At 71.2% G+C, this 25,590-nt stretch carries 25 protein-coding genes and 1 riboswitch; of the genes, 12 read left to right on the top strand and 13 right to left on the bottom strand.

The genetic code is table 11. The features are described 5' to 3' along the window. Window positions 1-6: 6 nt before the first annotated feature. A complete protein-coding gene (locus ABTY62_RS17380; RefSeq protein WP_352130279.1) occupies window positions 7-585 on the bottom strand; it encodes a TetR/AcrR family transcriptional regulator in 579 nt (192 codons plus the stop codon). Between the two features lie 269 nt (window positions 586-854). On the opposite strand from ABTY62_RS17380, the gene ABTY62_RS17375 reads away from it, so the two are divergent. Beyond that, window positions 855-2,969, top strand: a complete 2,115-nt coding sequence (locus ABTY62_RS17375; RefSeq protein WP_352130278.1) for a HelD family protein — start codon at window positions 855-857, stop codon at window positions 2,967-2,969. Window positions 2,970-3,315: 346 nt separating this feature from the next. Here ABTY62_RS17375 and ABTY62_RS17370 read toward each other — a convergent pair whose 3' ends face one another. Further along, window positions 3,316-4,032, bottom strand: coding sequence for a copper homeostasis protein CutC (locus ABTY62_RS17370; RefSeq protein WP_352130277.1), 717 nt, complete (start codon window positions 4,030-4,032; stop codon window positions 3,316-3,318). Window positions 4,033-4,090: 58 nt separating this feature from the next. On the opposite strand from ABTY62_RS17370, the gene ABTY62_RS17365 reads away from it, so the two are divergent. Next, window positions 4,091-4,741, top strand: coding sequence for an HD domain-containing protein (locus ABTY62_RS17365; protein WP_352130276.1), 651 nt, complete (start codon window positions 4,091-4,093; stop codon window positions 4,739-4,741). Between the two features lie 25 nt (window positions 4,742-4,766). Here the strand turns inward: ABTY62_RS17365 and ABTY62_RS17360 are convergent, their stop codons facing one another. Then, window positions 4,767-6,551 carry a WD40 repeat domain-containing serine/threonine protein kinase gene (locus tag ABTY62_RS17360; RefSeq protein ID WP_352130275.1) on the bottom strand — a complete coding sequence of 595 codons (1,785 nt, stop codon included), beginning with the start codon at window positions 6,549-6,551 and terminating at the stop codon, window positions 4,767-4,769. A gap of 106 nt (window positions 6,552-6,657) precedes the next feature. Then, window positions 6,658-7,494 (bottom strand): helix-turn-helix domain-containing protein, encoded by an 837-nt coding sequence (locus ABTY62_RS17355; protein ID WP_352130274.1) that lies wholly within the window; start codon window positions 7,492-7,494, stop codon window positions 6,658-6,660. Window positions 7,495-7,643: 149 nt separating this feature from the next. Here ABTY62_RS17355 and ABTY62_RS17350 point away from each other — a divergent pair, with 149 nt between their 5' ends. Then, window positions 7,644-8,015 (top strand): VOC family protein, encoded by a 372-nt coding sequence (locus ABTY62_RS17350; protein ID WP_352130273.1) that lies wholly within the window; start codon window positions 7,644-7,646, stop codon window positions 8,013-8,015. A gap of 28 nt (window positions 8,016-8,043) precedes the next feature. Further along, window positions 8,044-8,466, top strand: coding sequence for an SRPBCC family protein (locus ABTY62_RS17345; protein WP_352130272.1), 423 nt, complete (start codon window positions 8,044-8,046; stop codon window positions 8,464-8,466). On the opposite strand, the gene ABTY62_RS17340 is transcribed toward ABTY62_RS17345, so the two are convergent. Then, window positions 8,457-9,074: a TetR/AcrR family transcriptional regulator gene (locus ABTY62_RS17340; protein ID WP_352130271.1), complete on the bottom strand. Its 618-nt coding sequence runs from the start codon at window positions 9,072-9,074 to the stop codon at window positions 8,457-8,459. The two genes, ABTY62_RS17345 and ABTY62_RS17340, sit on opposite strands and share 10 nt — an antisense overlap. A 135-nt stretch (window positions 9,075-9,209) precedes the next feature. Here ABTY62_RS17340 and ABTY62_RS17335 point away from each other — a divergent pair, with 135 nt between their 5' ends. Both ABTY62_RS17335 and ABTY62_RS17330 read left to right on the top strand, forming a co-directional pair. After that, entirely contained in the window at window positions 9,210-9,422 is a 213-nt protein-coding gene (locus ABTY62_RS17335) for a DUF4287 domain-containing protein (RefSeq protein ID WP_352130270.1), read from the top strand. Window positions 9,423-9,705: 283 nt separating this feature from the next. Next, the gene (locus ABTY62_RS17330) at window positions 9,706-10,221 is read left to right on the top strand and encodes a GNAT family N-acetyltransferase (protein WP_352130269.1); all 516 of its coding nucleotides are present in this window, start codon (window positions 9,706-9,708) and stop codon (window positions 10,219-10,221) included. A 72-nt stretch (window positions 10,222-10,293) separates the two neighbouring features. Here the strand turns inward: ABTY62_RS17330 and ABTY62_RS17325 are convergent, their stop codons facing one another. After that, complete coding sequence (locus tag ABTY62_RS17325; protein WP_352130268.1) at window positions 10,294-11,124, bottom strand: DUF1963 domain-containing protein; 831 nt, start codon at window positions 11,122-11,124, stop codon at window positions 10,294-10,296. 100 nt (window positions 11,125-11,224) lie between these two features. Here ABTY62_RS17325 and ABTY62_RS17320 point away from each other — a divergent pair, with 100 nt between their 5' ends. Next, window positions 11,225-12,466: a Cmx/CmrA family chloramphenicol efflux MFS transporter gene (locus ABTY62_RS17320; RefSeq protein ID WP_352130520.1), complete on the top strand. Its 1,242-nt coding sequence runs from the start codon at window positions 11,225-11,227 to the stop codon at window positions 12,464-12,466. Window positions 12,467-12,515: 49 nt separating this feature from the next. Here ABTY62_RS17320 and ABTY62_RS17315 read toward each other — a convergent pair whose 3' ends face one another. Then, a complete protein-coding gene (locus ABTY62_RS17315; protein WP_352130267.1) occupies window positions 12,516-13,382 on the bottom strand; it encodes a class I SAM-dependent methyltransferase in 867 nt (288 codons plus the stop codon). 92 nt (window positions 13,383-13,474) lie between these two features. Continuing rightward, window positions 13,475-14,068: a helix-turn-helix domain-containing protein gene (locus ABTY62_RS17310; RefSeq protein ID WP_352130266.1), complete on the bottom strand. Its 594-nt coding sequence runs from the start codon at window positions 14,066-14,068 to the stop codon at window positions 13,475-13,477. 103 nt (window positions 14,069-14,171) lie between these two features. On the opposite strand from ABTY62_RS17310, the gene ABTY62_RS17305 reads away from it, so the two are divergent. Beyond that, window positions 14,172-15,773 carry an MFS transporter gene (locus ABTY62_RS17305; RefSeq protein WP_352130265.1) on the top strand — a complete coding sequence of 534 codons (1,602 nt, stop codon included), beginning with the start codon at window positions 14,172-14,174 and terminating at the stop codon, window positions 15,771-15,773. A 34-nt stretch (window positions 15,774-15,807) separates the two neighbouring features. On the opposite strand, the gene ABTY62_RS17300 is transcribed toward ABTY62_RS17305, so the two are convergent. Further along, window positions 15,808-16,170 carry a DUF8819 family protein gene (locus tag ABTY62_RS17300; RefSeq protein ID WP_352130264.1) on the bottom strand — a complete coding sequence of 121 codons (363 nt, stop codon included), beginning with the start codon at window positions 16,168-16,170 and terminating at the stop codon, window positions 15,808-15,810. Between the two features lie 132 nt (window positions 16,171-16,302). Here ABTY62_RS17300 and ABTY62_RS17295 point away from each other — a divergent pair, with 132 nt between their 5' ends. Next, window positions 16,303-17,232, top strand: a complete 930-nt coding sequence (locus ABTY62_RS17295) for a MurR/RpiR family transcriptional regulator (RefSeq protein ID WP_352130263.1) — start codon at window positions 16,303-16,305, stop codon at window positions 17,230-17,232. Between the two features lie 63 nt (window positions 17,233-17,295). After that, the gene (murQ, locus tag ABTY62_RS17290) at window positions 17,296-18,231 is read left to right on the top strand and encodes an N-acetylmuramic acid 6-phosphate etherase (RefSeq protein ID WP_352130262.1); all 936 of its coding nucleotides are present in this window, start codon (window positions 17,296-17,298) and stop codon (window positions 18,229-18,231) included. 121 nt (window positions 18,232-18,352) lie between these two features. On the opposite strand, the gene groL is transcribed toward murQ, so the two are convergent. From groL to thrC, 4 genes are all read right to left on the bottom strand, one after another. Continuing rightward, window positions 18,353-19,978, bottom strand: coding sequence for a chaperonin GroEL (gene groL / locus ABTY62_RS17285; protein WP_352130261.1), 1,626 nt, complete (start codon window positions 19,976-19,978; stop codon window positions 18,353-18,355). A 339-nt stretch (window positions 19,979-20,317) separates the two neighbouring features. After that, complete coding sequence (locus tag ABTY62_RS17280; protein ID WP_009716982.1) at window positions 20,318-20,524, bottom strand: cold-shock protein; 207 nt, start codon at window positions 20,522-20,524, stop codon at window positions 20,318-20,320. A gap of 465 nt (window positions 20,525-20,989) precedes the next feature. Next, window positions 20,990-21,268, bottom strand: coding sequence for a MoaD/ThiS family protein (locus tag ABTY62_RS17275; RefSeq protein WP_311724471.1), 279 nt, complete (start codon window positions 21,266-21,268; stop codon window positions 20,990-20,992). Between the two features lie 89 nt (window positions 21,269-21,357). Continuing rightward, window positions 21,358-22,689, bottom strand: a complete 1,332-nt coding sequence (gene thrC / locus ABTY62_RS17270) for a threonine synthase (RefSeq protein WP_352130260.1) — start codon at window positions 22,687-22,689, stop codon at window positions 21,358-21,360. Between the two features lie 18 nt (window positions 22,690-22,707). After that, a riboswitch (SAM riboswitch) is annotated at window positions 22,708-22,853 on the bottom strand. A 171-nt stretch (window positions 22,854-23,024) separates the two neighbouring features. On the opposite strand from thrC, the gene ABTY62_RS17265 reads away from it, so the two are divergent. Together ABTY62_RS17265 and ABTY62_RS17260 are read left to right on the top strand one after the other, a co-directional pair. Next, a complete protein-coding gene (locus ABTY62_RS17265; RefSeq protein ID WP_311724473.1) occupies window positions 23,025-23,972 on the top strand; it encodes a glucosyl-3-phosphoglycerate synthase in 948 nt (315 codons plus the stop codon). 56 nt (window positions 23,973-24,028) lie between these two features. After that, window positions 24,029-25,489, top strand: a complete 1,461-nt coding sequence (locus ABTY62_RS17260; protein WP_352130259.1) for an alpha,alpha-trehalose-phosphate synthase (UDP-forming) — start codon at window positions 24,029-24,031, stop codon at window positions 25,487-25,489. The last annotated feature ends 101 nt before the right edge of the window (window positions 25,490-25,590 follow it).

Genomic DNA, 25,590 nt, shown 5'->3' with positions numbered 1-25,590 from the left:
CGGCACTCAGGGCTTGGCGGCCGAGGGCCAGTTCTCCAGCAGCGTGGCCAGGGCGTTGACGCCGCGTTCCCACGACGCCTGGACGTCGCGCGGGTCGTGGAAGGCGCCGATCGCCTCCAGTCCGACGTAGCCGTGGAAGGTGCTGCGCAGCAGCCGTACGGCGTCGGTCAGGTCCGGCTCGGTGAGCCCGTACGCGTGGAACACGGCGTAGGTGGCCTCGATGATCCGGGCGCCGCCCGTGGACTGGGCGGCCACCTCGGGGTCGATCTCGATATGGGTCGCCGCGTACCGGCCGGGGTGCTCCCGCGCGAAGTCCCGGTAGGCGTTGGCGAAGGCGAGCAGAGCGTCGCGCCCGGCCCGCCCGGCCACGGCCGCCGTGATGCGGTCGGCGAAGTCGCTCGCGGCGCGCATCGCGACCCTGACGCGCAGGTCACGGACGTTCTTGACGTGCGAGTACAGGCTTGCGTCGGCCACCCCGAAGCTGCGCGCCAGCGCGGAGATCGTGACGTTCTCCAGGCCGACGGCGTCCGCCATGTCCGCCGCCGCCTCCGTCACCCGCTCAGGCGTCAGACCCGCTCGGGGCATGCGCCACCTCCCTCTCCGTGCATCGAGTCCCCGGACCGCCCGGTGCGGCCCACGCAATCCAATCAGGCCGGGCCGGGCGGAGAACCGGCGGAGAACCCGCGGAAAACCATTCGCGGTCGCTCGAAGCACTGGCTACAATCGCCCGTCTTGCCGCCTCCCGCCCCTCAGGGAGAGCCGCCGCCCGGACGGAAACCGGCCGGCTTCTGACGTGAGCCATTCACGCCCCGCACTTTGTCTGTCTGCTTCGCGTACACGCCGGAGGCTACGCCGTGCCCTCGCACGCCCCTGACCACCCCGATCCACTCGAGCGGGAGCGCACCCACCTCGCCGCGTCCCGCGCCGCCCTCCGCGCCATGCGCGCCGACGTCGAGGCCCTCGACCTCAAGGACGTCACCGCCAACTGGGTGAACGCCGAGGCCCTCCAGCACCAGGTCGACGAGCGCATCAAGGCCCTCGCCGACCTGGCCGACACCCCGCTGTTCTTCGGCCGCCTCGACTATCTGCACGCCCCGGGCGCGGAGACCGCGGAGGGCGCGGAAGGGGAGCAGCCCGCCGCCGGAGGCGGCTCAACAGACACTTTTTATATCGGGCGGCGGCATGTCCACGACGCCGACGGCGACCCGATGGTCATCGACTGGCGCGCCCCCGTCTCGCAGCCCTTCTACCAGGCGTCGAAGAAGGCGCCGATGGACGTCGGGCTGCGCCGCCGCTTCGGCTACACCGGCGGCGAGCTGACCGCGTACGAGGACGAGGCCCTCACCGACCCGAGCGCTGTGACAATTTCCGGCTCCGCCGGGGGCTCGCACGCCAGCAAGCTGCTCCAGGCCGAGATCGAGCGTCCGCGCGTGGGTCCGATGCGGGACATCGTCGCCACGATCCAGCCCGAGCAGGACGAGATCGTGCGCGCCGGGATCGGCGGCACGGTCTGCGTCCAGGGGGCGCCGGGCACCGGGAAGACGGCGGTCGGCCTGCACCGGGTGGCCTATCTGCTCTACGCGCACCGCGAGCGGCTCGCCCGCTCCGGCACCCTCGTCATCGGCCCGAACCGCTCCTTCCTCCACTACATCGAGCAGGTCCTGCCCGCGCTCGGCGAGCTCCAGGTCGGCCAGGCCACGGTGGACGACCTGGTCGCACGCGTCGAGGTGCGGGGCGCGGACGACGCCGGCGCGGCCGGCATCAAGGGCGACGCGCGGATGGCCGAGGTGCTGCGCCGCGCCGTCCGTTCACACGTCACCCTGCCGACCGAGCCGTGCGTCGTGGTGCGCGGCTCGCGCCGCTGGCGGGTCCCGGCGTACGAACTGGAGGAGATGGTCCGCGAGCTGCTGGACCGCGACATCCGCTACGGCGCGGCCCGCGAGGCGCTGCCGCAGCGGATCGCGCACGCCGTGCTCGTACGGATGGAACAGTCCGGCGAGGCGCCCGACGACCGGGTGCAGGACGCGGTGGCCCGCAACCCCGCCGTGAAGGCGGCGGTCAAGGCGATCTGGCCGCCCGTGGACCCGGCCAAGCTGGTGCTGCGGCTGCTCTCCGACCCCGACTTCCTCGCCGAGCAGGCGGACGGGATCCTCGACGCCGACGAGCAGAAGACCATCCTGTGGGCCAAGCCGGCGCGCGGCGTGAAGTCCGCGAAGTGGTCCCCGGCGGACGCGGTGCTGATCGACGAGGCCACCGACCTCGTCGAGCGGACGCACTCGCTCGGCCATGTGGTCCTGGACGAGGCGCAGGACCTGTCCCCCATGCAGTACCGGGCGGTGGGCCGCCGCTGCACCACCGGCTCGGCGACCATCCTCGGCGACATCGCGCAGGGCACCACGCCGTGGGCGACCGCGACCTGGGAGGAGGCTCTCCTCCACCTCGGCAAGTCCGGGGCCGCGGTGGAGGAGCTGACCCAGGGCTTCCGCGTGCCGCGCGAGGTGATCGCGTACGCCTCGCGGCTGCTGCCCGCCATCGCCCCCGGCCTGTCGGAGGCCACCTCGATCCGCGAGGCGGCGGGCGACTTCTCCGTACGGGCCGTGGACGCCGCCGCGCTCGACTCCGCCGTGCTCGCCGCCTGCCGCGAGGCGCTGGGCCACGAGGGCTCGATCGGCCTGATCGCGGCCGACGCGCGGATCCCGGTGCTGGCGGACGCCCTCGACGCGGCGGGCCTGGCGTATCTCTCCCCCGGCGAGGAGACCAGCGCCGAGGCCCGCCTGACGCTCGTCCCGGCGACGCTCGCCAAGGGTCTGGAGTACGACTACGTGGTGCTGGACGAGCCGGCCGCGGTGGTCGACGGCGAACCGGACGAGCGCACCGGCCTGCGCCGCCTCTATGTGGCGCTGACCCGGGCGGTGTCGGGGCTCACGGTGGTCCACGCGGCGCCGCTCCCGGAGCGGTTGGCTACCTGACGGTGGGGGGTGCGCCTGGTGTGCGTGGGTGGTGCGCCTGGTGTGCGTGGGGGGTGCCGGGGGCGGGGGCTCCGGGGCTGTCACCCTGGACCGCATATTTACGGCGCCGGTGCCCGGAAGCGCTGACTGGGCCGGAACTTCGCGCCACAAATATGCGTAAGCGTCCAGGGCACCACCCCTGCACCCCCACCCCCTCCCGTCTCGTCGGCGGCTCCCCGCCCGGTGGCCCCACCCCTGCCGGGGACCCGCTCCCGGCGTCCCGCCGCCGGAGGCGCCACCATCGGCCGGCCCCGCATCCCCCGGAAGGCCAACCCGCGCACCGGGGCGCGTCGGGGGAAAGCCCCCGTCAGCCCACCGGTACCACTTCGTCCAGCGCGGCGCGCCACTGATGGACCGAGGCGATGTCCACGGGCCCGTCCCAACCCGAGGCCCGGGCCGCGCCGCCGATGTGGAAGGCGTCGATCCCGGCGGCGCGCAGCGCGGGCAGGTGGTCGAGCCGCAGCCCGCCGCCCACCATGATCCGGGGCCCGGCTGCCATGTGCGCCTCGTCCACCAGGACCGGAAGCCCGTCGTCGACCCCGGCGGCCGACCCGGCGGTGAGGTAGGTGTCCAGGCCGGGGACGCCCGCGAGTTGCCGGCGGAGCGCGCCGCGGTCGGCGGCGCGGTCGATGGCCCGGTGGAAGGTCCATCGGCTCTCGTCGAGCCCGGGGCCCGCGCTGATGACGTCCATGAGCGCGCGGACGGCGGCCAGGTCGGCCAGCCCGTCGGGGGTCAGGAAGCCGAGCACGAACTCGTCCGCCCCCTCCGCCCGCAGCACCGCGGCCCGCGCGCACAGCGCGTCGAGCGCGGCGGCCCCACCGCACGCGAAGCCGTTGGAGGCGCGCAGCATCACCCGCAGCGGGATGTCCACGGCCGACCGGACCGCGGCGAAGGTCTCGCGGGAGGGGCTGAGCCCGTCGGCAGCCATATCGGTGACCAGTTCGAGCCGGTCCGCCCCGCCGGCCTGCGCCGCGACCGCGTCGGCCACGTCCAGGGCGATCACCTCGAGAAGTGGTCTAGACATGCCGAACAGCTTGCCACACCACACGCACCCCGAAACCCGGACGTCCCACAATTGGCCTATGGCCGACCCCGCGCACGACGCGCTCCTCACCCGCTGGGCGATCCACCTCGACAGCGCCCGCGAGCCCGTCACCCAGCCCGCCCCCGAGCCGTACGGCCAGGACCTCCTGGCCCGCTGGGCCGAACCCCAGCGCCGGTACCACACCACCGACCACCTCATCGCCATCCTGGACCGGGTCGATGAGTTGATCCGTCATGCCGCGGACCCCGCCGCCGTCCGTCTCGCCGCCTGGTTCCACGACGCCGTCTACCTCCCCGAGCGCTCCACCAACGAGGACCGCAGCGCCCGCCTCGCCGAACGTGCCCTGCCGGAAGCGGGTGTGCCGCAGGCGCGTACGGCCGAAGTCGCCCGCCTGGTGCGGCTGACGCGCAGCCATGCCCCCGATCCCGGCGACACGAACGGCGAAGTGCTGTGCGACGCCGACTTGGCTGTGCTGGCCGGATCCCCCGAGGCCTACGCCGTGTACACCGCCGCCGTCCGCGAGGAGTACGGCTTCGTCCCCGACGACGCCTTCCGCGAGGGCCGGGCGGGCGTACTGCGCGAACTGCTGGCCATGCCCCGGCTGTTCCGCACGCCGGAGGCCCACGACCGCTGGGAGGACGCGGCGCGCCGGAATCTCGCGACGGAGCTCGCGCTGCTGGATGCGTAATGACCGGGGCGGATCCATGCCGGATTCAGGCGGTCCAGAGAACCACCTCGTTGCCACCGGCGCCGGCGAGGGTGCTCCCGTCCGGGCTGAAGGCCACGGAGCGGATCGGCGCACGGTGATCCGTCAAAGTGGCAAGTCTGTCGTCGGTGTGCGTGTCCCAAAGATGCACCCTGTGGTCGGCACCGCCACTGGCCAGCACGCGGGCATCGGGGCTGAAGGCCAGCGCGTGCTCCGTCTGCATCCGCCCGCGGTGGCCGGTCAGCTGCCGCCGTAGCGCGCTGGTGCGGACGTCCCAGAGGTACACCCAATTCCCGCTGCCACCAGCCAGGATCTGCCCATCGGGGCTGAAGGCGACCGAGCATACCCATCTGCGGTGCCCGGCCAGCTCGGAGCGATGCTCCCCAGTGTAGGCACCCCGGAGACGGACGTTTCCGCCCTCGGCGCTGACCAGCGTCTGCCCATCGGGGCTGAAGGCCAGCGACCACACCATCTTGGACGCGACGAGCTCGCGACGCTGCTCGCCGGTGCGGATGTTCCAGAGGTGGATCCCGTCCGTCCCGCTGCTGGCCAGGGTCTGTCCATCGGGGCTGAACGCCAGCCCTGTCAGCCATCTGGCGTGCGCCAGCTGGTCGCGCTGCTCCCCGGTGCGCGCGTCCCACAGGCTCACCACCTTGCCGCCCCCGATCGTGGCCACCGTGCGGCCATCAGGGCTGAACACCAGCCTGTCCAGGTCACGGTGGGCGATGAGCCGACGGAGCTGCTCGCCGGTGTGCGCGTTCCAGAGATGGGCCCCGCCCTCACCGGCGCTGGCCAGCGTCTGCCCGTCCGGGCTGAAGGCCACCGAGTTCACCGCTCCCATGGCGCGTGTGCCCAATCGGCCGAGCAGGGCGTACGTGCGCATCCCGCCGATGCCGTACGAGGAGTTGGCGGGGTCGCCGGAGGCGCCGGCGCCGGGGTACTGGAGTGTTTCCGTCGTCGCTCTGTCACCCCGCTCCGCGAGCCGGGCCAGCTCGAAGGCAAGGCTGTCGGCGTCCGGTCGTCCGTCGGGCATCTTGGCCAGTAGTGCCACGGTCAGATCGTCCAGCACAGCGGGAATGTCGGGCCGTAATGCGCGAGGGCTTGGTGGGCGCTGCTCCACGTGCTGACGCATCAGCGTGTAGAGGGGCTGGCGGGGAGGGAACGGGGGCTGCCCGGTCAGCAGCTCGAAGATCACGCAGCCGAGGGAGTACAGGTCGCTGCGGGCGTCGACCGGCTGGGACTGCCATTGCTCGGGCGACATGTACGGCGGTGTACCGATCATTTGTCCGCTGGCGGTCACCGAGGTGACGGCATCCGTGCTGCGCGCGATACCGAAATCACAGATCTTGACCCGGCCGTCGCGCTGGAGGAAGAGGTTGGCCGGCTTCAGGTCCCGGTGGACGATTCCGCGGCTGTGTGCCACGCGCAGTGCGTCGACAGTCTGGCGAGACAGGTCCAGCACCTGCTCGATCGGCAGCCCTGATGGCTGTTGGGCCATCAACTGCGCCAGATCGCGGCCGTGCAGCAGCTCCATCACGATGAACAGATGCCCATCGTGGCTACCGGCGTCGTGAACCACGGTGATACCGGGGTGCTGCAGTTTGGCGAGGGCAGCCGCCTCGTCCTGGAAACGCCGTACCGACCCCGGGTCCGCCAACGCGGGCAGAAGTTTGACCGCGACCTCCCGCCGCAGCACCGACAGGTCGCGGCCCAGCCACACCTGGCCCATGCCACCGCGCCCCAGGATCCTGTGCAGCTCGTACCTGCCGGACAGAACCGTCCCGGAATCCACTGTGTGCCCCCATTCTCCGGACGCCCTCGACACGCCCTGTGCGGCAGACATCCTGCCTCGGACTTGAGTCGCTTGGGGAGCAGTCCCGGTGCCAAGACCGGCAGGGTCACGTGAAGGGGAACTCTCCGCGGACAGCCGGGGCCAGCAGGCGGCGGAGCGCTGTCGGCGTGCGGCCCAGGTACTGACGCATGGTCCTGGTCAGGTGGGCCTGGTCGGCGTAGCCGAGGTCGGCGGCGAGGGCGCTGAGGCTGTTCTCGCCGGCCTCGAGGCGGTCGAGGGCCCGGCCGATGCGGACGCGGTGACGGTAGCGGGTCACCGACACGCCCAGCTCACGGGGGAACGCCCGGCTCAGACGATAGGGCGAGACGCCCAGCAGTTCGGCCAGTGAGAACAGCGTGTTCGATGTGGGGTGTTCTTCGGCGATCGCCTCGCGTGCTGCCGTTACGAGCCGCCGGTCCGATTTGGCGGACGCACCGCCTAGCGGGGTCGGTCCGGCCGCCGTCCGGCCGACGGCGGTCGACAGCAGCGTCAGCAGCTCCTCCGAGACCGCGAAGTCGACGTCGCCCGAGCGTGCGGCCGCGAGGAGACGGCGGTGGGCCAGGTCGAGCCTGGGGTCGACGTAGACCGTCGGCGCGGCCGGTCCCGCGGCGTCTCCGGCGAGGGAACGCCACAGCTTCGGCGTCACGCTGATCGCCGTGCAGAGATCCCCGCCGGTGGGGTGGGCGAAGCTCTCCTCCTCGCCCGGGTAGCCCACATAGGCCAAGGTCGCGTCGATGTCGGCGGGGACTCCGGCGCTCGTTCTGCGGAACCGGCCGCGCCGCACGAGCACCACCCGGTAGTCGGTGCGCACTTCCGGCGCCGACCAGCGCGTGTGGTCGGCGCGGCAGGCCACCGCGCTGATGTCGAAGTCGGGACGGCCGGCGACAGGAACAGCTGTGAGCACCCTTCGAACGCTACGCGGCGGGTCCGACAGCCCCCGCAAGGATGTTCAAGACGAGGGTCTGCCGCCGCGAGCATGCTGGCGGGGTTGCAACGGGCCGCGCCCCCGAGGCGTCGAGCCCCATCCTCTACCGATTCTCAGGAGTCATCGGCATGCCTGTTCTCAAGCAGCTCAGCACGGTCGTGTTCGACTGCGCCGATCCGGCCGCGCTCGCCGCGTTCTACCAGAAGGCCACCGGCTGGGAAGTCACCAGCAGCGGGGAGGACTTCGCGTCCGTGGGCAACGGCACCCCGGTACAGCTCGGCTTCGTGCGCGTCGCGGGCTACCGGCCGCCGAGCTGGCCCGACGGCGCCACGCAGGTGCACCTCGACTTCACCGTCACCGATCTGGACGGCGCCGTCGAGGAACTGGTCGGCATCGGGGCGTCCCGGCCCGACTTCCAGCCGGGCGAAGGCCGGTGGATCGTCCTCACCGATCCCGAGGGGCATCCGTTCTGCCTCGTCCCCGACGCCTCCGGCGGCTGAGCGCCCTGACGGAAAGGAAGATCGACCCGTGGCATCCATCCACCGCGAAGTCCTGATCGACGACAGACCGGAGAACGTCTGGGCGGCGGTTCGCGCCTTCGGCGAGATCCACCAGCGTCTCGCACCGGGTTTCGTCACCGACACCCGCGTCGAGGGCGACATCAGAGTCGTGACCTTCGCGAACGGCACCGTGGTGCGCGAGCTCATCGTCGACCTCGACGACAAAGCGCGGCGCATCGCCTATGCGGTGGTCGGCGGCTCCCTGGAGCCCACGCACCACCACGCGTCCATGCAGATCCTCGGCGACACCGAGAACCGCAGCCGATTCGTCTGGATCACCGATGTGACGCCGAGCAGTCTTGGAGAACCCATCGCCGAGATGGTCGACCAGGGGATTCGGGTCATCAAGCGCACCCTGGACCGCGACGAGCGGCGCCCCGGTCAGCGGTAGGCGGCGAGGAAGGCCCGGACACCGGCGGTGGCGTAGTGGTCGAGTTCGGCCTCGGTGTGCTGCGGGCCGCCGGTGAACATGGCCTTGTTCACGGGGATCCAGAGGAGCAGGCCGGAGAAGTGGTTGGCGGCCAGGAGCGGTTCGTCCACGCGGAGCAGCCCCTCGTCGGCCAGGCGCTGGAACGTGGCGGCCAGGGTGGCGAGCACGCGCTCGAAGCCCTGCTCGTACCAGGCGGTGCCCAGGTCCGGGAAGGTGTCGGCGTTGGCGATGATCAGGCGTCGCAGCTGGAGGACCTGGGGTTGGGTGAGGGCGGTCAGGAACTGGCGGGCGAGCCGGTGCAGGTTGTCTTCCAGGGCGTCGGGGTCGGCGGGGATGGCGGCCACCAGGTCGATCATTCCGTCGATCCGGCCGCTGGTGGCCAGGACGATCTCGGCGAACAGCTTCTCCTTGTCGGCGAAGTGCTTGTAGACGGTCTGCTTGGACACCGCGGCGAGTCTCGCGATGTCGTCCATGCTGGTGCCGGAGTAGCCCTTCTCCATGAAGACCGCGGTCGCGGCCTCCATGATCGCCTCGTGTTTACGGGCTGAGCGGCCCTGTTCGTTCGGCACCGTTACCGCCTCCTCCACCTCGGGTACTGGACAGTCTAGTTCTCAAATGGGTACTGTACCGTCCAGTTCCCGGGCCGGCGCCGGTAGAACGAGCAAGTCACCACCGCCACGCACACACAGACGGGACACCGCGACATGACCGCACCGGTAAAGGGCCCTGCCAGCTACTTCCCCTCGATCGAGAAGAAGTACGGCCGCCCGATCGCGGAATGGAAGGACCTCATCCGCTCCTCGCCCCTGTCCAAGCACATGGAGCTCGTCACGTGGCTCAAGACCGAGCACGGACTCGGACACGGACACGCCAACGCCCTCGTGGCGCACACGCTCGCCGAAGAAAGCAGCACGTGAGGGCGATCCGGCGCGGCCCTGGGTGAGGGGTAGGGCCCGCTGCCGGACGTCAGGTCGGGGCGGATCAAGGGCGTGCTACGGTACGGGCGTTCGTGTTGGATCAGATCGAGGACGATAAGGAGGGCGAGTTGATGGCCGCGCCTGAGGCCACTGCGCCGCGCAGCGCCCGGACCGTCCTCACGTCCCGGGCGACGGCCTGATCCAGTCATCCGCCTCGCTGGGAGCGTGAGCTCGCGGGGCAGCCCCACACGAACCTCACCATGAAACGGATCTTCATCCAGTCATGCGTACCCACAACCAGTGGATCACCCGGGCCGAGACCGAGGCCGACATCCCGGCCGTCCGCGGCATCGTCCTCGCCGCCTTCGACACCCCGTACGAGGCCGACCTCGTAGACGCCCTGCGCGACGACGTGTCGTGGATCGAGGGCCTGTCCGTCGTCAGCGTCGGCGCGAACGGCTCGCCCGTCGGCCACGCGCTGCTGACGCGCTGTCACATCGACGACACCCCGGCCCTGTGCCTGGCCCCGGTCTCCGTGCTGCCCGAGCACCAGAAGACCGGTGCCGGCTCGGCGGCCATCCGTGCCGCGCTCGGCGCGGCCAGGGAGCTGGGCGAGTACTACGTCACCGTCCTCGGACACCCGGCGTACTACCCGCGGTTCGGCTTCGGCCGTGCCTCCGCCCACGGCATCGGCGTGACCCTCGACGTCCCGGATGAGGCCATGATGGCCCTCACCCTGGACGCGACCCGCCCGCTGCCGAGCGGCACCGTCCGTTACGCCGCGCCCTTCGGGGTCTAGCGGTTCGGCCGGCCGCGCGAGGGGTTCCGCCCCTCGCACGGCCGGCCGTCGGTGTTCCGGCCCGGCGACGCGTCACCACATGTCCGGGGTCGGTATCGCCTGGCTGAAGTCGCCCGCGCGCAGCGCCTCGGTGGGGATCGACCAGTGCATCCAGCCGCCTTCCCCGTCGAGGCGCCACTCGTGCCGGTCGGAGAGCTGGAGCAGGTGGTGGTATCGGTTCGAGTCGTCGCCGTTCAGCATCACCGATGAGCTTCCCGTGGGGAAGACCGGCCGCCCGAAGGCCATGTCCTCGCAGAACAGCAGGCCCGGGGGAAACCAATCGGCGTGTATCGCGCCCCTGAACATCTCCACGGCCTCGTAGTCGCCCCCCTCGTATCCCAGGTCGAGCGTGTCCCAGGCGGAATCCCAGATGTCGGGGAAGGCGAAGGCGAGTTCCGCCGCCCATGGGACGGGGGCGAAGACGCTGGACCGGGCGGGTGGTTCGGTTTCGACGGCGAGGGTGGAACGGGCCGCGATGACCCTCCCCACCTCCGGGTCCTCCGTGCCGTAGCCCGATGCCACCTCCCGGGCCGTGGGGTCGCACTGCTCGGACTCCTTGTCGAGGTGGAAGAAGTTGAGCAGGCCGGTGCCGGGTGGCAGGAGGTCGCCGAGCCAGGGGGCCAGGGCGTCGGTGTCGAGGACGGCGATCAGGCTGAGCGGGAGGTCCTCGCACATCGGCCAGGGGGTGCCGGGCTCCAGCATGGCCCTGCCGCCGAAGCGGCTGTGCCCGGCGGCCTGTCCGGGGGCGGCCTCGGTGAGCTCGAAACCGGGCCGGGCCAGGCTGATGACGCGGTCCGCGAGGTCGGTACCGAGATGTTCCGCGCAGAAGTCACGCAGAGCTGTCAGAGTGGTCCTGGGATCCATGCGAGGAGTCAACCAGGAGGGCGGAGGCTGATGCGGAATACCAAGCTCCAGGCCGTAGTCGACTCTCGGCATGTCCCCCACTGACCGCGCGCGGGTCCGTATGCCCGTCGCCGTCCATGTCCTCGGCCTGTCCGTCTTCGCCCTCGGGACCTCGGAGTTCATGCTCTCCGGGCTGCTGCAACCCATCGCCCGCGACATGGACGTCTCGATCCCGACCGCCGGGCTGCTGATCTCCGCCTTCGCGATCGGGATGGTGGTCGGCGCGCCGCTGCTCGCCGCCGCCACGCTGCGGCTCCCGCGCCGGACGACGCTGATCGCGCTGCTGGCCGTGTTCGGGCTCGGCCAGGTCGCGGGGGCGGTGGCGCCTTCGTACGGGGTGCTGTTCGCGTCCCGGGTGGTCAGCGCCCTCGCGTGTGCCGGGTTCTGGGCGGTGGGGGCGGCGGTGGCCGTGTCTCTGGTGCCGGTGAACACCCGGGCGCGGGCGATGGCGGTGATGCTCGGCGGGTTGAGCGTCGCGAACGTGGTGGGCGTGCCCGCGGGGGCGTTCCTCGGTCAGCACGCCGGGTGGCGGGCGGCCTTCTGGGCGGTGGCGGCGCTGTCGGCGCTCGGGCTCGTGGGTGTCGTCGGGCTCGTACCGCGTACGGAGGCGCCGACCGGGCAGGACCGGCCGAGGCTCCGTGCCGAGCTGTCCATCTACCGCGACCGGCATGTGTGGCTGGCGCTGGTCACCACGGCGCTCAGCGGCGGGGCGGTCTTCTGTCTGTTCTCGTATCTCGCGCCGCTGCTGACGGACGTGGCCGGGATGGACGAGGACTGGGTGCCCAGCGTGCTGGCGCTGTTCGGCGCCGGGGCGATCGTGGGGACGACGATCGGCGGGCGGATCGCGGACGCCCATCTCTTCGGCACGCTCTACGGCGGCATCACGGCCACGGCCGTCGTGCTGAGCGCCTTGGCGCTGACCGCGCACCACGCGGTCGCGGCCGTGAGCCTGGCGCTGCTGCTCGGTGTGACGGCCTTCTTCACCGGGCCCGCGCTCAACGCCCGGATGTTCAATGTCGCGAACGCCGCCCCGACCCTCGCGGGCGCGACCACGACCTCCGCCTTCAACATCGGCAACACGCTCGGACCTTGGCTCGGCGGGCTCGTCATCGACGCGGGCTGGGGCTACCCGGCCGTGGCCTGGACGGGCGCGGCGCTCGCGGCGCTCGCCGCCGGGACGACGGCGCTCGCCGCGCGGCTGCCGCATCAGGCGCCGGGCACTTCGCGCGTGATCGTCGGTTCGGAGGCACGGGAACAGGAGGCACGGGCGGAAGACGGGGTGAGCGGCCCGCTCGGGCCATGACGGTTTTCCAGCAGCGCTGGAAAACGGCGGACGGCGGCGAGGGCGAGCGTCAGGTGCGGCGTGCGGCCCACACCGTGCGCTCGGTGCGCACACTCAGATCACTGCGGCGCAGGATGCTGTGCGGGCTGTCGGTGTCGAGCAGCCGGCCGAGAGCGGTCAGGTCCTCGGCCGTCAGCGCGGATGCGATGCCGCCGCGCATGCGGCGCAGGCTGCTGAGTGCGTAGCGGCCTGCCGCGTCGGTGTGGGTCGGGCCGATGTTGACGGTGATGGTGCGTTCGTCTTCGACGATGAAGCCGGCTGTCGTCAGCTTGGCTCCCCAGTCGGCTCCACGGTGGGGGACGTGCTCGGCGTGGTGGTGGTCGAGTGCGGCATGGCAGCGCTCCTCAAGTCCGGGGGCGTCTTCCAGGGCGCCTTCGGGCAGGAACCGGGGGAAGCCGGCCAGCTCGACGACGGCGAACAGCCCGCCCGGTGCCAGCAGTTCGTGGACCTGGCGCAGGGCCCGGTCGGGATCGGCCATGTGGTGCATGGAAGCCGACGCCCAGACCAGCTCCGGAGTGTCGAGTTCGGGCCACGCCATCGCGTCGAGGTCGGCCCGAACGAGGCGTACGCGGTCGGCCGCTCCGGCTGCGGCTGCTTTCTCCCGCAAGCGGTGCAGGTGGGCGGCTGAGGAGTCGACGGCCGTCAGCTCTGCCTCGGAGAAGTGCTCGAGCAGTGCGAGGGTGCCGGCTCCGGTTCCGCAGCCCAGGTCCACGATGCGGTGGGGCGTGGTCTCGAGGGGCAGCCGGGCGATGATGGACGCGGTGTGTTCGGCGAGCACTTCCGCGTCCAGATCAAGGATCTCCGTCTGCTCGACCGCGTCGCGCTCCGGAACGTGGTATGCGCCGTGTTGTGCCGTGTGCGGCAATGGGTGGGTCATGCGGCCACGCTAAGCGGGCCATCCGCGTGTGGCCTGGTGCGTTTCGCAATGCGCAAGGAGATGGCCGGCTGGGCTGCGGAACACGCAAACAGTCACGGTGACGGGCGGTTCACCTTGTCGGCGTCCTCGCCGCGCTGGTGCCCGCGGCGGGCGTCGCGGTCGAAGACGCCGAGGATCTCGCATGGTCCGCCCTCGGCGCCGATGGCGTGCGGGAGCATCGTGGGGAACTCCGCCGCCTGGTTGGTCTCGATCCTGAAGCGCCGGTTGCCCAGCAGCAGGGTCGCGGTGCCGGACAGGACGACGAGCCATTCGCGGCCGGGGTGGGCGCGCATGCGCGAGGGATTGTCGGGCGGCGGGTTGACCATGCGCTGGCGGACGACGGTCATGCCGGGCTCCGCCCTGATGGGCCAGCGCATCAGCCCGTGGGCCGCGTCGACCATCGGGTTGAAGACGACATCGTCCGTGGCGGTCTCCACCAGCTGGTCGAGAGAGGTGTCCAGAGCGCGCGCGAGGGTGACGAGCTGGTCCAAGGCCAGGCGGCGCCGGCCGTTCTCGATGCGGCTGAGCGTGGACTGGCTGACCTTGGCGCGGCCGGCCAGCTCCTCCAGGGACCAGCCTTGGGCCACGCGCAGGGCACGGATGCGTTTGCGTACCAGGCTGTCCAGCTCGCCATCGTCTTGCGTCATGAGCAAGATTGTATGCCCGAACAGCAAGCAGCGCTTAGCGTCCTCCGTGTCCGGCCCCGCCACGGCCGGCGCTTCAGCCCTGCTGTCCTGTTGAGAGGAATCCATGAGTACGAACCAGCCCGGCCAGGTGAGCACTGAGCCGAGCGGCATCCCGGGCGAGGGCCTGCCCGGCGCGCGTCAGCGTCGCACGATCCTGATCGCCGTCTGTGTCGCGCTGATGGCCGTCATCGCCTCGGTGTCCGGGCTCGGCGTCGCCCAGCCCGACCTCGCCATCGCCTTCGGCGCATCGCAGAGCACGATCCTGTGGATCATCAACATCTACACCCTCAGCCTGGCCGCACTCCTGTTGCCGCTGGGCGCGCTCGGCGACCGCATCGGCCGCAAGCCCATGCTGCTCACCGGCCTGGCCGTCTTCGGCGTCGCCAGTGCGGCGGCAGGGCTCGCCCCGTCCGCTGCCGTCATGCTTGCCGCGCGCCTGTTCAGCGGCGTGGGCGCGGCGATGATCATGCCCATCACGCTGGCCGTCATCACCTCCACCTTCCCCGAGGAAGAACGCGGACGGGCGATCGGCGTGTGGACCGGTGTGGCCGGAGGCGGCGGCATCCTGGGCATGTTCCTCTCCGCCGCCCTGGTCGACGTGGCGAGCTGGCGGTGGCTGTTCGTCCTGCCCGTCGCGCTCGTCGTCGTCGCCTTCCCCATGACACTGCGATCCGTCCCCAACTCCCGCGAGATGTCCGGGCGTTCTTTCGACACTGTCGGCGCGCTGACCTCGGTCGTCGCCGTGGTGGGGCTCATCTTCGTGCTCCAGGAAGGCCCAGGGCGGGGCTGGACCGCGCCCGCGACCCTGCTCAGCCTGGCCATCGGTGTCATCGCCGCCGGGGCCTTCGTGGCCTGGGAACTGCGCCGCCGGGATGCCGCGCTGCTGGACGTGCGTCTGTTCGGCGACCGCTCACTGACCGCCGGGTCGGTCACGCTCCTGGCGGTCTTCGGAGTCCAAGCAGGCATCTTCGTGGTCCTCTTCCCGTTCCTCCAGGCCGTCCTCGGCTGGTCGGGTCTGCTGTCCACGCTGGCGCTGATGCCGATGGCCGTGCTGATGATGATGGCCTCCGGCCTCGCCCCCCGGCTGACCGCACGCATCGGCCCCCGAGCGACCATGGCCACAGGGATCCTTCTGGCCACGGTCGGCCTGGCGCTCATGGCCTCCTTCGTCTCCGTCGACGGCGGCTACCTGTCCGTCCTGCCCGGCATGCTCGCCATGGGCATCGGCATGGGCCTGTCGATGACGCCCTCCACCGAGGCCATCACCAGTTCCCTGCCACGCGAGCGCCAGGGCGTCGCGTCCGCGCTCAACGACGTCACCCGCGAATTCGGCACCGCGCTCGGTGTCGCCCTGCTCGGAGCGCTCCTGTCCTCCGGCTACCGCAACGCCATCGACTCCCGGCTCGCCGACGTCCCCCAGGGCCCGGCCGACACCGCGCGCGAAGGCATCGTCGGCGCCCTCGACGCCGCCCACCAGGCCGGCCCCCATGCGCAGACGCTGATCCATGCCGCCCAGGGGTCGTTCGTCGACGGCTGGCGGCACGCGATGTGGGCGGGGGTCGCCGTCATGGCTGCCCTCTTTCTCCATGTTCTCGCCCGAGGGCCGGAGCGCCCCGCCCATACTCCGGCGAACGCACCGGAACCAGCCGACGCGACCGCTCGGTAGCCCTGGACCACCGCAATGCCCCGCGCCGCGCCCGTCAGATCGTCCCGAGCGTCCCCACCCTCGCCACCGCCACCGCCGTCTTGCCGCACACCCAGTGCGGATCCGGCCCCAACTCGGGCTCCACGTCCAGCGCGTGCGGATCGCCACTCTCCGTGCAGACCGGGCACAGCGGCCAGCGGCCGTACCGCTCCAGGAGGGCGTCCTGTACGTCCTGGGCGACCAGCCCGGCCAAGTAGTCGGCCCCCTCCGGCCACTGCTCGACCCACCACCTGCGGTGCGCGATGGAGTCCTCGACGAGGGAGACGATGTCCGCCTGGGCGACCTCTCCCGCCGCGAGATCGGCGAGCACGAGCGCCCGTGCCGCGTGCAGTGCATGTTCGAGCTTCATGAGCCCCATTGTCACCTTTGCGCACAACCGGCGCCCGTCGGTGAGCGCGCCGGGAGGTAGGGAGCGGCGCAGGACGAGCCCCCGACACGGGCTCGGGACGGACCCTTGACGGCCCCCGGACGATGAAAATACCTTTCAGTGGTGAGCAGCAAGCTGAAGGAAACTTTCACCGTGCCCGAAGCCACTCCGCCCGCCCCCGCCGCCCTCGCGGCCAAGGTCCGTACCCTCGCGCCCTCCATGACCCGCTCGATGCAGCGCGTCGCCGAGGCCGTGGCGGGAGATCCGGCCGGCTGTGCCGCGCTCACCGTCACCGGGCTCGCCGAGCGCACCGGCACCAGCGAGGCCACCGTGGTCCGCACCTCGCGCCTGCTCGGCTACCCCGGCTACCGCGATCTGCGCCTCGCGCTGGCCGCCCTCGCCGCGCAACAGGCGGCCGGGCGCGCCCCGGCCGTCACGGCCGACATCGCCGTCGACGACCCCATCGCCGACGTCGTCACCAAGCTCGCCCAGGAAGAGCAGCAGTGCCTGGCCGACACCGCCGCCGGGCTGGACACCGGCCAGCTCGAAGCGGCCGTCGGCGCGCTCGCCACCGCCCGCCGGATCGACGTCTACGGCGTCGGCGCCTCCAGCCTCGTCGGCCAGGACCTGGTTCAGAAGCTGCTGCGCATCGGCCTGATAGCCCATGCGCACGCCGACCCGCACCTCGCGGTCACCAACGCCGTGCAGCTGCACTCCGGGGACGTCGCCATCGCGATCACCCATTCGGGCCGTACCACCGACGTCATCGAGCCCCTGCGGGTGGCCTTCGAGCACGGAGCCACCACCGTCGCGATCACCGGCCGCCCCGACGGCGAGGTCGCCCAGTACGCGGATCTCGTGCTCACCACCTCCACCGCCCGCGAGAGCGAGCTGCGCCCGGCGGCCATGTCCAGCCGCACCAGCCAACTCCTCGTCGTGGACTGCCTCTTCATAGGTGTGGCGCAGCGTACGTACGAGGCGGCCGCCCCCGCGCTCGCCGCCTCGTACGAAGCCCTCGCCCACCGGCATGACCCCCGGCCCGGACCCCGCTGACCGAGCGCTGACCGAGTCGGGACACCCCCGTTGACACCCCGTACCGGAAAGAGCCGCTTCGCCATGACTTCCGCCGCTGACCAACAACAGCTGCGCGCCCAGCTGGACACGCTCACCACCGAGGCATTCCGCCCCGAACTCGCCGAAATCGACCGGCTGGAGACCATCGAGATCGCCCGCATCATGAACGGCGAGGACGCGGCCGTGCCCGCGGCCGTCGCCACCGAACTGCCGCGGATCGCCGCCGCCATCGACGGCATCGCCGAGCGGATGGCCCGCGGCGGCCGGCTGATCTACATGGGTGCGGGCACCGCCGGGCGGCTCGGCGTGCTCGACGCCAGCGAGTGCCCGCCCACCTTCAACACCGGTCCTGGCCAGGTCATCGGGCTGATCGCGGGCGGGCCCGCCGCCATGGTGACCTCGGTCGAGGGCGCCGAGGACAGCAAGGAGCTGGCCGCCGCGGACCTCGACGCGCTCTCCGTCGGCGCCCAGGACAGCGTCGTCGGCATCTCCGCCTCCGGCCGCACCCCGTACGCGGTCGGCGCGGTCGAGCACGCCCGCCGGCTCGGCGCGCTCACCGTCGGCCTGTCCTGCAACGCGGGTTCGGCGCTCGCGGCGGCCGCCGAGCACGGCATCGAGGTCGTGGTCGGGCCGGAGCTGCTCACCGGCTCCACCCGGCTGAAGGCGGGCACGGCCCAGAAGCTGGTGCTCAACATGGTCTCGACCATCACCATGATCCGGCTGGGCAAGACCTACGGAAATCTGATGGTCGATGTGCGCGCCTCGAACGACAAGCTGCGGGCGCGCTCGCGCCGTATCGTCTCCCTCGCCACCGGGGCCCCCGCCCCGCGGATCGAGGCCGCGCTGGCCGCCAGCGACGGCGAGACGAAGCACGCCATCCTGGCCATCCTCGGCGAGGTGGACGCCCCCACCGCCACCCGGCTGCTGACCGAGTCGGACGGCCATCTGCGGGCCGCGCTGGAGGCCGCGCGCGGGTGACCGCGCTTACGGGAAGAGTGTGCTGAAACGCCGTCGGGGCGGCACCCGGAAGAGGGTGCCGCCCCGACGCATCAGATCCATGCGGACCCGATGAGGACGGTCGATCGACGGAAGGCGTCGATCAGAAGTCCATGTCACCGCCCGGCATGCCGCCCGGAGCGCCCGCCGCGGCGGCCTTCTCCGGCTTGTCGGCGATGACGGCCTCGGTGGTCAGGAACAGCGCGGCGATCGACGCGGCGTTCTGGAGCGCGGAGCGCGTGACCTTGGCCGGGTCGATGATGCCCTCGGCGATCAGGTCGACGTACTCACCGGTCGCGGCGTTGAGGCCGTGACCCGGGGTGAGGTTGCGCACCTTCTCCACCACGACGCCGCCCTCGAGGCCGGCGTTGACCGCGATCTGCTTCAGCGGGGCCTCGAGCGCCAGGCGCACGGCCTGGGCACCGGTGGCCTCGTCACCCTCGAGCTCCAGCTTCTCGAAGACCGAGACGGTCTGGAGCAGGGCCACGCCACCACCGGCGACGATGCCCTCCTCGACGGCGGCCTTGGCGTTGCGCACCGCGTCCTCGATGCGGTGCTTGCGCTCCTTGAGCTCGACCTCGGTGGCGGCACCGGCCTTGATGACGGCCACGCCGCCGGCCAGCTTCGCCAGGCGCTCCTGGAGCTTCTCCCGGTCGTAGTCCGAGTCCGAGGACTCGATCTCGGCGCGGATCTGGTTGACGCGGCCCTGCACCTGGTCGGTGTCGCCGGCGCCGTCCACGATGGTGGTCTCGTCCTTGGTGACGGTCACCTTGCGGGCGCGGCCCAGCAGGTCGACGCCCGCGTTCTCCAGCTTGAGGCCGACCTCCTCGGAGATGACGGTGCCACCGGTGAGGATGGCGATGTCGCCGAGCATGGCCTTGCGGCGGTCACCGAAGCCCGGGGCCTTGACGGCAACGGACTTGAAGGTGCCACGGATCTTGTTGACGACCAGGGTCGCCAGGGCCTCGCCCTCGATGTCCTCGGCGATGATCAGCAGCGGCTTGCCCGACTGCATGACCTTCTCGAGCAGCGGGAGGAGGTCCTTCACGCTGGTGATCTTCGAGTTGACGATCAGGATGTACGGGTCGTCGAGCGACGCCTCCATACGCTCCATGTCGGTGGCGAAGTACGGGGAGATGTAGCCCTTGTCGAAGCGCATGCCCTCGGTGAGCTCGAGCTCGAGCCCGAAGGTCTGCGACTCCTCGACGGTGATGACGCCTTCCTTGCCGACCTTGTCCATCGCCTCGGCGATGAGCTCGCCGATCTGGGTGTCGGCGGCGGAGATGGAGGCGGTGGAGGCGATCTGCTCCTTGGTCTCCACGTCCTTGGCCTGCTCGAGCAGCTGGGCGGAGACGGCCTCGACGGCCTTCTCGATGCCACGCTTGAGGGCCATCGGGTTGGCGCCCGCGGCGACGTTCCGCAGGCCCTCCTTGACCAGCGCCTGGGCGAGGACGGTCGCGGTCGTCGTGCCGTCACCGGCGACGTCGTCCGTCTTCTTCGCGACCTCCTTGACCAGCTCGGCGCCAATCTTCTCGTACGGGTCCTCGAGCTCGATCTCCTTGGCGATGGAAACACCATCGTTGGTGATCGTGGGGGCGCCCCACTTCTTCTCGAGGACGACGTTGCGACCCTTGGGGCCGAGGGTGACCTTGACGGCGTCGGCGAGCTGGTTCATCCCGCGCTCGAGGCCGCGCCGCGCCTCCTCGTTGAACGCGATGATCTTGGCCATGTGAAGTGGTCCTCCCAAGACGGGGTGGATTGCTCCGGACCGCGCCTGGCGCCCGCGACGGACGGCCTGTCTGCCGTGCGGTTCCTTGCCCCGCATGGCCTGACGGACCTCACCGACCCGATCCTTCTGTCACTCTCACCTTCAGAGTGCTAACGCCAATGATTAGCACTCGACCCCTGAGAGTGCAAGCGCCCGAAGGGCTACGGGGTGGGGCAAGGTGGTCGTGAGCGGCCGTCGGCGCGCACGTCAACACCCATGCGAACACGCATGTCAAAGGGCCCGTGCCCCTAGGGGGTACGAGCCCTTTGAACGGTCCAGTCAGTGCCTCGCGTCGGCGCTTCAGCCAACAGCCACGCGGACCATGTCCGCCTGCGGCCCCTTCTGGCCCTGCGAGATCTCGAACTCGACCCGCTGGCCTTCTTCGAGGGTGCGGTAACCGTCCATCTGGATCGCGCTGTAGTGGACGAACACGTCCGCACCACCGTCGACCGCGATGAAGCCGTACCCCTTCTCCGCGTTGAACCACTTGACGGTGCCCTGAGCCATTCCTAACTCCCCTATTGCTGGCCCCTGCGCAGGACCGCACTCCGCGGACCCGGGTCAGACCTCACCCCCCGGTCGTGGGGGGTGTGCGCCGGAACGCGTCGACCGCCGCTGAATGTATCTGTCCCACTGCCCTGTGCAACAGGTCAATCGGACGAGAATTCTGGCGACGGTCGATCGGTAATAAGTGGAGAATTCCCGGGAATTCGGGGCAAGTCGGGCCAGGCATAAGGGAATCAACCCGACAATTCGCGCGCACACTTTACGCACAAGTTGACGAGTTCTCATATGCGGCCGCCAATGAGGCCGACAGAAGGGGAACGGCTCAACTGTAGCGCGATTCAACACACGGAATCGCCCGGTCCGTTTCTATCAGGACCGGGCGATTCCGTTTACCTCGGGGGTACGGCCGGCTCACATCGGCCCGTGGCGTGGCCACAACCGGCCTGTGGCGGGGGAGCGACCGGCTCAGCAGCCGCCCGCGACCGCCGGAATGATCGAGACACCGGCGCCGTCCGGAGTCGCGGTCTCCAGGCCCTCGGAGAAGCGAACGTCGTCGTCATTGACATAGACATTGACGAAACGCCGCAGCTTGCCGGTGTCGTCCAGGACGCGGGCCGCAATGCCCTGGTGATTCCGGTCCAGGTCCGCGAGGACCTCGGAGAGGGTCGCACCCTCGGCACTGACCTCGGCCTGCCCGCCGGTGTACGTACGCAGGATGGTGGGGATCCGGACATTGACGCTCATGAGGGTTTCACCTTCCAAGGGAACTGCTGCGGGGGGCGAGGGCGAATTCGAGGGGCGAATTCAAGCCAGCTGGTTTGAGCGGGCCCGATTCAGGCCAGACCAGCTTCGCGGAACGCGTCGAGGCTGGGGCGGATCACCGCCGTGGGTCCACTCGTCGGGGCGACCGCGTCGAGCGTCTTGAGGCCGTCGCCGGTGTTGAGCACGACGGTGGTGAGGGTGGGGTCCAGCACCCCGTTCTCGAGCAGCTTCCTCGCCACGCCCAGGGTCACCCCGCCGGCGGTCTCCGCGAAGATCCCCTCCGTACGGGCCAGCAGCTTGATCGCGTCCACGATCTGCTCGTCGTTCACGTCCTCCACCGCCCCGCCCGTGCGGCGCGCGATGTCCAGGACATACGGCCCGTCCGCCGGGTTGCCGATGGCCAGCGACTTGGCGATGGTGTTCGGCTTCTGCGGCCGCACCACGTCATGGCCCGCCTTGAAGGCGGTGGAGACCGGGGAGCAGCCCTCGGCCTGGGCGCCGAAGATCTTGTACGGCTTGTCCTCGACCAGGCCGAGCTCGATGAGCTCCTTCAGCCCCTTGTCGATCTTCGTCAGCTGCGAGCCCGAGGCGATCGGGATGACGAGCTGGTCCGGCAGCCGCCAGCCGAGCTGTTCGCAGATCTCGTACGCGAGGGTCTTGGACCCCTCCGCGTAGTACGGGCGGAGGTTGACGTTGACAAAGCCCCAGCCCTCGCCCGCCGGGTCGCCGATCAGCTCGCTGCAGAAGCGGTTGACGTCGTCGTAGGTGCCCTCGATGGCGACCAGGTCACCGCCGTAGATCGCGGCCATGACGACCTTGCCCTGCTCCAGGTCGTGCGGGATGAAGGTGCAGGAGCGCAGTCCCGCGCGGGCGGCCGCGGCGCCGACCGCGCCCGCGAGGTTGCCGGTGGAGGAGCAGGAGAGGGTGGTGAAGCCGAAGGCGCGGGCGGCCTCGACGGCCTGGGCGACGACGCGGTCCTTGAAGGAGTGCGTCGGGTTCCCGGAGTCGTCCTTGATGTGCAGCTCGCCGGTCACGCCCAGCTCGCGGGCGAGGTTGTCGGCCTTCACCAGCTTGGTGAACCCGGGGTTGATGTTGGGCTTGTCGGCCACGTCCGCCGGGACGGGCAGCAGCGGGGCGTAGCGCCAGATGTTGTTCGGGCCCGCCTCGATCCGTCGGCGCAGCCCCTCCGGGTCGCCGGTCGGCAGGTCGTACGCGACCTCGAGCGGCCCGAAACACTCCACACAGGCGAAGATCGGGCCGAGGGGGAATCGCTCACCGCACTCACGGCAGGACAGTGCGACGGCGGGGCCGAGCGAGACGGAGGAACCGGAAGAACCCGAAGAACCCGAAGAATCGGTGGAATCCGAAGAAGCGTTGGAGCTTTCGACAGCTTGCACAGCCATGGGAGGCGAGGCCCTTTCTCCTCATCTTCCTCACGGCGCATCTCGCCGCGAGCCGGAATTGGCACCTTCCCGAGCCGGGGCCCCGCTTCGCGTAAGAGCGCAGGACCGGCCGGAGGGTTGCCGGGGCTTCAACGGGCCGTTCCCTCTGCCCCTCTGGATGAGCGGTATGACGCCGGGCACGGCCCGGCGTTTTTGTCGCACGCGGACCCCCGACATACGACGGTCACGTGCGTTGTTCAAGACTGTAACCGAAGGCCTGGATGGTTGAGATAGTCGTCCGAGGCGCGAGATGGGTCACAGCTGACGCGCGCCAGGCACAACAGGGAGGCATGGCCGTGCTGGAAGAGGTGGAACGCTGGCTGAAGGAGCGGTCCTGGTCCGCCGGCGACCGTCCGCTCGACCGCCTGCTGGCCGCCAAGCGCGCCACGGGCAGGACCGTGAGCGTCGTCCTGCCCGCCCTCAACGAGGAGGCGACGGTCGGCGAGATCGCCGCGGCCATCCGCCGCGAGCTGATGGGCGAGGCCGCCCCGCTGGTCGACGAGCTGGTGGTGATGGACTCCGGGTCCACCGACCGCACCGCCGAGGTCGCCGCGGCGGCCGGGGCGAGGGTGGTGCACCGCGACGCCGTGCTGCCCGAGCTGCCCGCGCTGCCCGGCAAGGGCGAGGTGCTGTGGCGCTCGCTGCTGGCGACCAGCGGCGACATCATCTGCTTCATAGACGCCGACCTGCGGGAATTCGACGCGCGCTTCGTCTCCGGGATCGTCGGCCCGCTGCTGACCGACCCGGACGTACACCTGGTCAAGGGGATGTACGACCGGCCGCTCGGCAACGCATCCGGCCAGGGCGGGCGGGTCACCGAGCTGGTCGCCCGGCCACTGCTCAATCTGCACTGGCCGCAGCTGGCCGGTTTCGTACAGCCGCTCGGCGGCGAGTACGCGGCGCGCCGCTCGCTGCTGGAGCGGCTGCCCTTCCCCGTCGGATACGGGGTGGAGCTGGCCATTCTCATCGACTCGCTGCACACGGTCGGACTCGGCGCGCTCGCCCAGGTCGACCTCGGCGTGCGCAAACACCGCCACCAGGACCCGCAGGCGCTCGGCCGGATGGCGGCCACGATCTACCGCACGGCCCAGCTGCGGCTGGCGCGCGGGCATCTGGTGCGGCCGCGGCTGACCCAGTTCGACCGGGACGAGGGCGGTTTTGTGGCGCGGACGAGCGCCGTGGACACGGAGGAGCGGCCGCCGATGATCGAGATCCCGGAGTACGCGGAGCGGCGGGCGGCGTGAGGGGGAAGAAACCGCACGCACGTTTGCGCGACGCGTGGGGTGGCTAGGTACGCGACATGGCCTCTGAGCACAGTGCTGCACAGGTCCTCGTCGCGTCCAACCGCGGCCCGGTCTCGTACGCCCTGCGGGAGGACGGATCGCTTGCCCCCAAGCGCGGCGGCGGCGGGCTGGTCTCCGGCCTCAGCGCCATCGGGCCGGACGCCGGCGCGGTGTGGGTCTGCGCGGCGCTGGGCGACGGCGACCGCGAGGCGGCCCGGCGGGCCGGGCCCGGCCATCTGGACCCGGACGACACCGGCGGACAGCTGGTGCGGATGCTCGACATCGCGCCGGAGATCTTCGACGCCGCGTACAACGGCATCGCGAACTCGGTGCTGTGGTTCGTCCACCACCTGCTCTACCAGACGCCGCTGGAGCCGGTCTTCGGCGCGGAGTTCCGCGCCCAGTGGGACGCCTACCGGACGTACAACGCGGCCTTCGCGGACGCCCTCGCCCAGGAGGCCGCCGACGGCGCGGCCGTGCTGGTCCAGGACTACCACCTGGCGCTGGTGCCGGGACTGCTCCGCGAGCGCCGCCCCGACCTGCGGATCGGCCACTTCTCGCACACCCCCTGGGCGCCCCCGGACTACTACCGGCTGCTGCCGGACGACGTGGCGGCGGAGGTTCTGCGCGGCATCCTCGGCGGCGACCGCGCCGCGTTCCTCACCGAGCGCTGGGCCCTGGCCTTCGCCGACTGCGCCGCGGCCGTGCTCGGCGCGGAGGTGGAGCGGGACGGCGCGCGGCTGACCGTGCGCTTCGAGGGGCGCGAGACCCGGCTGGGCGTGCACGGCCTCGGCGCGGACGCGGACTTCCTGCGGAAGCGGTCCCGGGCCGCGGACGTCGACGAGCGGCTGACCGCCCTGCGCGCACAGATCGGCCCCGGGCGCAGGACCGTCGTCCGGGTGGACCGCACCGAGCTGTCCAAGAACATCGTCCGCGGGCTGCTGGCCTACCGGCGGCTGCTGGAGACCCGCCCCGAGTGGCGGGAGCGCGTGGTGCATGTGGCCTTCGCCTACCCCTCCCGCCAGGACCTGGCCGTCTACCGCGACTACACGGACGAGGTGCGGCGGGTCGCCGACGCGATCAACGCCGACTACGGCACGGAGGGCTGGCAGCCGGTCGCCCTCCATGTGAAGGACGACTTCGCGCGGTCGCTCGCCGCCTACCGGCTGGCCGACGTGGCGCTGGTCAACCCGATCCGGGACGGGATGAACCTGGTCGCCAAGGAGGTGCCGGTGGTCTCCGAGCGCGGCTGCGCGCTGGTGCTGTCGCGGGAGGCCGGGGCGTACGCGGAGCTGGGCGAGGCCGCGCTGGTGGTCAACCCGTACGACATCGAGGCGACGGCGCGCGCGCTGCACGAGGCGCTGTCGATGGGGGACGGCGAGCGGGCGGAACGTACGAAGCGGCTGGTGGCCGCGGCGACCGCGCTGCCGCCCGCGCAGTGGTTCCTCGCGCAACTGCGCGACCTGACAGCGGCGTAACGCCTGCGGCGGGCTTTTCCCCTACCCGCCCCTTCCCGCAACCGGGGCTCTGCCCCGGACCCCGGTCCTCAAGCGCCGGACGGGCTGGCTAGCCCGTCCGG

Origin of the sequence: Streptomyces sp. NPDC097640 (assembly GCF_040302705.1) — a bacterium.
In the GTDB taxonomy this organism is placed as follows: domain Bacteria; phylum Actinomycetota; class Actinomycetes; order Streptomycetales; family Streptomycetaceae; genus Streptomyces.
Note: the sequence above shows the minus strand (reverse complement) of the source record. Positions and strands in the feature narration are given on the sequence as shown.

Coding starts and splice junctions, on each gene's coding strand:
- ABTY62_RS17260 (WP_352130259.1), top strand. CDS start 24,029: ATGGCCTCTGAGCACAGTGCTGCACAGGTCCTCGTCGCGTCCAACCGC.
- ABTY62_RS17335 (WP_352130270.1), top strand. CDS start 9,210: ATGACCGCACCGGTAAAGGGCCCTGCCAGCTACTTCCCCTCGATCGAG.
- ABTY62_RS17365 (WP_352130276.1), top strand. CDS start 4,091: ATGGCCGACCCCGCGCACGACGCGCTCCTCACCCGCTGGGCGATCCAC.
- ABTY62_RS17330 (WP_352130269.1), top strand. CDS start 9,706: ATGCGTACCCACAACCAGTGGATCACCCGGGCCGAGACCGAGGCCGAC.
- ABTY62_RS17370 (WP_352130277.1), bottom strand. CDS start 4,032: ATGTCTAGACCACTTCTCGAGGTGATCGCCCTGGACGTGGCCGACGCG.
- ABTY62_RS17305 (WP_352130265.1), top strand. CDS start 14,172: ATGAGTACGAACCAGCCCGGCCAGGTGAGCACTGAGCCGAGCGGCATC.
- ABTY62_RS17350 (WP_352130273.1), top strand. CDS start 7,644: ATGCCTGTTCTCAAGCAGCTCAGCACGGTCGTGTTCGACTGCGCCGAT.
- ABTY62_RS17380 (WP_352130279.1), bottom strand. CDS start 585: ATGCCCCGAGCGGGTCTGACGCCTGAGCGGGTGACGGAGGCGGCGGCG.
- ABTY62_RS17275 (WP_311724471.1), bottom strand. CDS start 21,268: ATGAGCGTCAATGTCCGGATCCCCACCATCCTGCGTACGTACACCGGC.
- murQ (WP_352130262.1), top strand. CDS start 17,296: ATGACTTCCGCCGCTGACCAACAACAGCTGCGCGCCCAGCTGGACACG.
- ABTY62_RS17310 (WP_352130266.1), bottom strand. CDS start 14,068: ATGACGCAAGACGATGGCGAGCTGGACAGCCTGGTACGCAAACGCATC.
- ABTY62_RS17315 (WP_352130267.1), bottom strand. CDS start 13,382: ATGACCCACCCATTGCCGCACACGGCACAACACGGCGCATACCACGTT.
- thrC (WP_352130260.1), bottom strand. CDS start 22,689: ATGGCTGTGCAAGCTGTCGAAAGCTCCAACGCTTCTTCGGATTCCACC.
- ABTY62_RS17280 (WP_009716982.1), bottom strand. CDS start 20,524: ATGGCTCAGGGCACCGTCAAGTGGTTCAACGCGGAGAAGGGGTACGGC.
- groL (WP_352130261.1), bottom strand. CDS start 19,978: ATGGCCAAGATCATCGCGTTCAACGAGGAGGCGCGGCGCGGCCTCGAG.
- ABTY62_RS17300 (WP_352130264.1), bottom strand. CDS start 16,170: ATGGGGCTCATGAAGCTCGAACATGCACTGCACGCGGCACGGGCGCTC.
- ABTY62_RS17320 (WP_352130520.1), top strand. CDS start 11,225: ATGCCCGTCGCCGTCCATGTCCTCGGCCTGTCCGTCTTCGCCCTCGGG.
- ABTY62_RS17325 (WP_352130268.1), bottom strand. CDS start 11,124: ATGGATCCCAGGACCACTCTGACAGCTCTGCGTGACTTCTGCGCGGAA.